This window comes from Nostoc sp. 2RC, from assembly GCF_014222165.1.
GTDB lineage: Bacteria > Cyanobacteriota > Cyanobacteriia > Cyanobacteriales > Nostocaceae > Nostoc > Nostoc linckia.
In genome coordinates, this window is the sequence record NZ_JACKZU010000457.1 from 1 (window position 1) to 5884 (window position 5884).

At 38.3% G+C, this 5884-nt stretch carries 10 protein-coding genes; 2 read left to right on the top strand and 8 right to left on the bottom strand.

Features of this window, described 5'->3' with window-relative positions; all coding sequences use genetic code 11:
* Positions 1–25: 25 nt before the first annotated feature.
* The 6 genes from GNE10_RS31165 to GNE10_RS31190 all read right to left on the bottom strand — a co-directional run bounded on the left by GNE10_RS31165 (position 26) and on the right by GNE10_RS31190 (position 2648).
* Positions 26–253, bottom strand: coding sequence for a hypothetical protein (locus GNE10_RS31165; protein ID WP_260447105.1), 228 nt, complete (start codon positions 251–253; stop codon positions 26–28).
* An 82-nt stretch (positions 254–335) separates the two neighbouring features.
* The gene (locus GNE10_RS31170) at positions 336–800 is read right to left on the bottom strand and encodes a hypothetical protein (protein WP_185569744.1); all 465 of its coding nucleotides are present in this window, start codon (positions 798–800) and stop codon (positions 336–338) included.
* Positions 801–855: 55 nt separating this feature from the next.
* On the bottom strand, positions 856–1038 hold the full coding sequence (locus tag GNE10_RS31175) for a hypothetical protein (protein ID WP_185569746.1): 183 nt from the start codon (positions 1036–1038) through the stop codon (positions 856–858).
* On the bottom strand, positions 1035–1349 hold the full coding sequence (locus tag GNE10_RS36265) for a hypothetical protein (protein ID WP_260447106.1): 315 nt from the start codon (positions 1347–1349) through the stop codon (positions 1035–1037). The genes GNE10_RS31175 and GNE10_RS36265 overlap by 4 nt, the downstream gene beginning before the upstream one ends.
* A 349-nt stretch (positions 1350–1698) precedes the next feature.
* Positions 1699–2115, bottom strand: coding sequence for a hypothetical protein (locus GNE10_RS31185; protein ID WP_185569748.1), 417 nt, complete (start codon positions 2113–2115; stop codon positions 1699–1701).
* A 158-nt stretch (positions 2116–2273) separates the two neighbouring features.
* A complete protein-coding gene (locus GNE10_RS31190; protein ID WP_185569750.1) occupies positions 2274–2648 on the bottom strand; it encodes a hypothetical protein in 375 nt (124 codons plus the stop codon).
* 91 nt (positions 2649–2739) lie between these two features.
* Between GNE10_RS31190 and GNE10_RS31195 the strand changes: the two genes are divergently transcribed.
* Positions 2740–3744 (top strand): metallophosphoesterase, encoded by a 1005-nt coding sequence (locus GNE10_RS31195; RefSeq protein ID WP_185569752.1) that lies wholly within the window; start codon positions 2740–2742, stop codon positions 3742–3744.
* Between the two features lie 278 nt (positions 3745–4022).
* Here GNE10_RS31195 and GNE10_RS31200 read toward each other — a convergent pair whose 3' ends face one another.
* A complete protein-coding gene (locus GNE10_RS31200) occupies positions 4023–4247 on the bottom strand; it encodes a hypothetical protein (protein ID WP_185569754.1) in 225 nt (74 codons plus the stop codon).
* 305 nt (positions 4248–4552) lie between these two features.
* Between GNE10_RS31200 and GNE10_RS31205 the strand changes: the two genes are divergently transcribed.
* Positions 4553–4957, top strand: coding sequence for a hypothetical protein (locus GNE10_RS31205; RefSeq protein WP_311774899.1), 405 nt, complete (start codon positions 4553–4555; stop codon positions 4955–4957).
* 448 nt (positions 4958–5405) lie between these two features.
* Here the strand turns inward: GNE10_RS31205 and GNE10_RS31210 are convergent, their stop codons facing one another.
* A complete protein-coding gene (locus tag GNE10_RS31210) occupies positions 5406–5771 on the bottom strand; it encodes a hypothetical protein (RefSeq protein WP_260447107.1) in 366 nt (121 codons plus the stop codon).
* Positions 5772–5884 lie beyond the last annotated feature (113 nt).

The window sequence follows — 5884 nt, forward strand, 5'->3', positions numbered from 1 at the left end:
AAATGTGATTGATTTAGCCTAGAGCTTAAGTAAAATGAGGCTCTGTTTTCTTTATATTTTCTTTACGAATCAGCTCTAAAGTTCTCAATCCCCAGAAGAGAATTGCCAATACTGCAAATGGTACACAAACAATTGACACCAGCATAACTGGAAAAAAGAAACTATTTAATGCACCAGGGTAAATACTGATAATTAGAATTGCGACACCAATCAATAAGGTTATATATATTGCTATTTTGCTAAATATTTTCATGGAGCAAGTCATCCATATTTAAAAATTTCATTTTTAGTAAACATTAGATTTTTGTGATATCTCTCATGAGTTACTATTAAAATCACTTTGGTTTGGGTTCCCAGTTAAAATCATGAGGACAATCGCATTCTTGAGCTTGGTTGCAGTTAATTACCATCTTGCTAAAGCAAAAATTTAGGAGAGTCCCGTTGTCAAATTTTACTTGTAAATTGCCTGGACTACGAAAACCAGCACCACTATAACCAATAATTTGATACTTAGAACTTAAGTTTGATACATTAAAGAAATATGGTTTAGGGCTGAAGCTAAAATCACCCTTTAAATCATTTAAACAAAAGGCTTTCGTGATATACCTTTGTGCTATAATTTCTGCTTCTTTTGGTGATGGGTCACCAATCGCACTGATAAAATTATCGGATATTTTCGTGATTTTATTAGCTTGGGTACAGTCAACTATATAGGTTATTGGAAAAGCAATACGTAATAAATGATATGTCAAACCTAGTGATAGAATTATAATAATTGAGATTTGAATAAGTTTTTTCATTGATTCCAAGGGATAGTGCTGTCCTAACTTTGTGTTGCTGATAGATAAAGTTTGTTCACGAAGTGCTACAGATGATGGTAAGCAAGCTGAATTGTGTATATCCTTCCAAAGAAGACTCTGACAACATCTGGGGTGTATCTGAAACATCCAAACTTACCAATTTATAACGCTTTTTATCAAAATTTAAAGTAATTGCCTCTTGCTTACTCGGATCGTAAATTAAAGTTTTGCAGTTCATTTTGGAAGAAATTCGCCAGTTTTTAAGTTAATTTTAATCGCAGATGCTGTTGGATTTCGGTTTGCTTCCAAGGGAATCGTTACCCACTCACCAACGCGATCTGGTGACCCAAAAAGACAATCACAATTAAACTTTGTAATTACAAAAGGAGTAAAACCAAGTCTAAATTTTAATTCCCCGTGGTATGTGTCACATCCTGTAGAAGTATCTGGTGGAGAACATGTATAGTTGTATAAATATACCGTTGTAGGATATTCTTTAGATGTCACAGTTTCAATGTTTGTAGCATCAAAAGCAAATGTTTGTAGCATCAAAAGCAGACGATATCAAAACGATAAATGAGACCAACAAAAATAGCACACTCGATAATAATAAATATAGAAAAATAAAAGTTCGCTTTTTTCTAAATGGTAAATATTGAGGATTTTTAAATAATAAAAAACCAAAAATAAAACTTAGTAACAATATAGTTATAGAGAATAGAAATTTAGCACCCTCCAAAGTTGGAATAGTTGGTAAAAATATAATTCCGATACCCAGAAATGGGGTAGTCAGAAAAACCAGAAGTTTGAAATTTCGATGATACATTTTCTTACATTTACTAAAATTATTGGCATAACAGCCACCGCCTTTGCGTCCACTGTAAACTGTGGTTAGGTGCTAACTGCCATATTTTTTCGACTTACTCACTATGAAAACTAAGCCAGAAGCAACAATTTGATAAGGAATGAGCAAAACTGCCCCAGTAATAGCTTTCAGAGTCCACCCAATGCCCATAGTCGATCGATAAAGTTTTATTGCTTCGTCTCTGAATTTTGGAGCAATATTTCTGAGTCGGTCTTCGTCTGACCAGCCATTAAAATCAAAACCCAGATAATCAAGCCGCATCTGGGCATATAAATCTGGTAAATATGCCAACAAAGTAACTAGAAGTACGCACGTCATCAAAGATAGAAAACTGCTTAATAGCAAACTAGTTATATAACCCTTCCGCCTTAACAGAAAAGGTATGGCAAATGGCGTTATTACCATCATTACCAGAATAAAAAAATAAATTGCCGAAGAGATATACTGCATTTTTACCTAACTATTTATTCCACAGGCGAAAATCACATCATTAATTGTACTTACTGAACTGATTATTAATTTTGATAAGCAGGCAGTTGACAGTTGCTAAAAGCCATTATTATTAAGATTTTCAGTATTTTAATGATGGTATGCTTCTTTACGTCAAACTATATTAGTAAACCTCGTCGATCGCAGTTTGCTTGTGTACCCGATTGCTCTCTTCCAGGTCTTACCCAAGCTATATCTCGATCAGAATCCAACGTCATTTGTGTATCTCGCTCTACATCACTTTGAAATCCACCACGGGTTGAAAATCCTGGATTGTTGCGAGGACTGGTAAACATATGATAAACAATTACTGCCTCTGTCCGCCCCCAAAGATATTGTTGCGCTAGGGTGTCCGCCCCCCTCGCATCTCCAACAACAAAACATTCGTTTTGAGCGATCGCGCGATCGCTCAAAGGACGGTAATGGATCTCAAATTCTGCTTGAGTTATATCAAGGTGTCCACTGATAAAATTAACAACCCTTTTACTTCTCATCTGCTGGCTTTCCATATCTTCACAACTTTTGCCTGCATACTACTTTTGTAGTATATATGCTACACTAAATTTATTCGATTGAACTGGAGTTATGCGAACAATTGTAGTTGGCGATATTCATGGTTGCTATGCAGAACTGCTTCAACTATTAGCCAAAGTAGAAATTACAGAAGAAGATTGTTTAGTCTCCTTGGGGGATATTGTCGATCGGGGGGCTGATTCAGTCAAGGTGTATGATTTTCTCAAAAATCGTCCTAATACCATCGTCTTGATGGGTAATCACGAACGCAAACATCTCAGGCAAACTCTTTCCTACTCCCAGGAAATTGTCAAATTACAATTTAGCGACAGCTATGACGAATTTTTAGAATGGATTAGTCATCTACCTTACTATCACGAAACTGACCAAGCAATTTTAGTTCATGCTGCGGTGGAAGATGGTATACCCATCGAAGAACAAAGGGAAGAAGTTTTATCTGGTTGCACTGCGGGTGAAAAACACCTGGGAAAACGCTACGGGGATACTTCTTGGAGTCAGTTATATACTGGTGTTAAGCCAGTAATTTTTGGTCATCGCGTTGTTGGAGATAATCCCCTCATAATTCCCCAAAAAACCTACGGTATTGATACTGGAGCCTGTCATGGTGGGACATTGACAGCCATAATTTTACCTAGTTTTGAAATTGTTCAAGTACAAGCAGCTAAAGACTATTGGCAAGAAGAGATAGTTAAATGGCAGTTGCCAGTGATGAAGGCTAAACCCTGGGGTAGTTATAAGTGGGAAAAAATTCAGGCGATTTGTGATGAGTTTAGAAATTCTGCAAATTCAGAATTATCGGCTTTTATTGCCCAGAAGGAACAGTGGATGTACGATTTACTTGCCCTTGCTCCCAAAATAATCTTGAAAGTAGAGGAAAAGCTGGCGGAATTGATTTCTGTTTATGGTAACGATGGGTTCAAAAAACCAGCTCGTTGTTTTAGCTATGCCACCCTACTATATCAAGCTAATGCTAGCAATCTGACAAGCAAATTTCTCCAACAAGCCCTGCCGACACCAGATAAGTGGTTGCAAATCATGAAGGAATTGGAAATTTAGCCTGGTAACAGGTGTACTTATCCCTAAAGTCCAATTATTAATCCCAATAGAATTGTACCTACTGGACTGATTATTGATTTTGATGATTAAATTTTTACCAAAAGCGATTCTCGTTCCCAGAGGCTGAGTCGCAAGCGACACGCTACGCGTTTACGCAGTATAGCGAAGCTAACGCCAACGCGTAACATCTCCAAAAGGGAAATCGCTTAATACAATCCCACCAATACAAAATAACCACCCCGAAACAAGGCTTAGGATTAACTAATCATATTTTTAACTCAGTACACATCCTCAGTTCCACTGAAGTAATAAAACGGCAAGTTTTTCTGAATCAATAACTCTACTAGCATTACACCCAGTGGTTCATATTCGTAGTAATATCTAACTTGACTGTTGGTTCCAGGAAGTGGTGGTTGAGCGCAGGCTGCACCAGGAGAACCGCAAGTTACCTTCACAGGTATAAGTAAAATTCCTACTCCTAATACAAGTATCAATTGTTTCATTGCGACCGTTTATTCGTATTGCTTTTAATGTGTTCAAAATTACTATACATATTCTGCTCGCATAGTTTTATATGGATAATGTTTAAGTCGCTCGCCTATAAAAATTGGTTATTTTCAGATGGTAGTAGACAGAGCAGTAGTTTCAGTGGTGCAGGGGGGAGAACGGTAGTGTGGAGATACATTTTCTTAGCTCTTAAACATCTCCTGTCTACTGGTTCATCAATCCTTAGTATCTACAATTAATTATGTGCGACTTTGACAAAGGCTTCATTTTATGCACTTGCAAGGACAAAGAAAAACCCATTGTGCATAACAAAAATTCGAGGCGATACAAACAGGAGCAAGCAACGACTCCCAAGGTGTATCGATGGTATTTATCTACATTTAAAAGATATAAAAGCGACGACGAGCCGCTGATGGAAGGGCTATACGAACTTCCTGCGGCGGATATAGGCAAAGGACTAACGGACGATTGGGTTTTGCTCAATCTCAATGACAGAAATTGCTTTGATGTTGACTATACACCCCAAGAGGGCGATAACCTTGTCATCCAAGATGCTCATAAGGAATGGGTTTATCTATCTTTTATTTTCCAAAATGGAGGCTGGGAAAGAGGACATTACGACCCATTTGATACTGTCCAAACTTTAACCATGAACGGAGAAGTAAAACAAGTAGGTTCTCTTTCAATCGGTTTCCCCTGCGAGTAGGACTATAATAGATCCGAAAACCTGTTGCAGATTTTTGCAGTAGCTGTTCGAGGGTAATATTTAGAGTTAAGTTACAAATGGGCAAATGCTTCTCCCAGCAGATAAGGATGTCCACCAGCTCGATCAATTAAGGGTTTAATTTGCTGTACATCCCCATCGAAATTGTATTTTTCTGCTAATAAAAGCAGATTTTCTTTGTTCAGATTGATGTTGTTATACAGCCTGTTTCCGAATATTGTTCTTGCAAATGTGCCAACACTTGGGAGGCGATCGCGCAAGCAAAGGTGGAACGCTATTCCTTAGCGCTTTATGATCACCCAACTTACTTGTCCCAAAATCGAACCAATCAGTACCTCTTAGGTGGATTATTTCTACGATCCCTGTGGTGGGCGTTCACCTATTTCCACAAGGAGGTTCGCACTGAGCCCGAAGCTACAATGTGGGTAGTTTATTTCTCAATACCTTTTTGCGATAGCGTTCGCGTTCGCGTAGCGTGTCCGCAGGACTCAGCGTCTCGTAGAGAAGCGCTGCTGCGTACTCCTGTGGAGAAGCAAGCTACGCGGAGCGTCTGCTCCAGAAGCGCAGATCGCTGTTTATTCATCAATACTTGTTGCGTAAAGAAACGCAGACTTTCAATCTGCTCAATTTCGTTTCTTGTTAATTGAGTTGGTATTTCTTCGTACCAGTTTCCCTGGCTGTAGCAGGTTTGTAACACGGGAGTATTATCCCCATGACGGTAAACAGTCAGAGTATTGCTATCTAAGCTGACACTCAACTCCCGTCCTTTGATACGGAAGTTATTGGTAACAAGCATATAGTCAGTGATTATAGAAGGCAAATGTTTGAGAGTAGAAGGCAGTCCCAATGAAAAAAATTTCACCGCCAAGCATGAAAATGTGGTAGCGTCCACTTAAGGTTGATACAAAC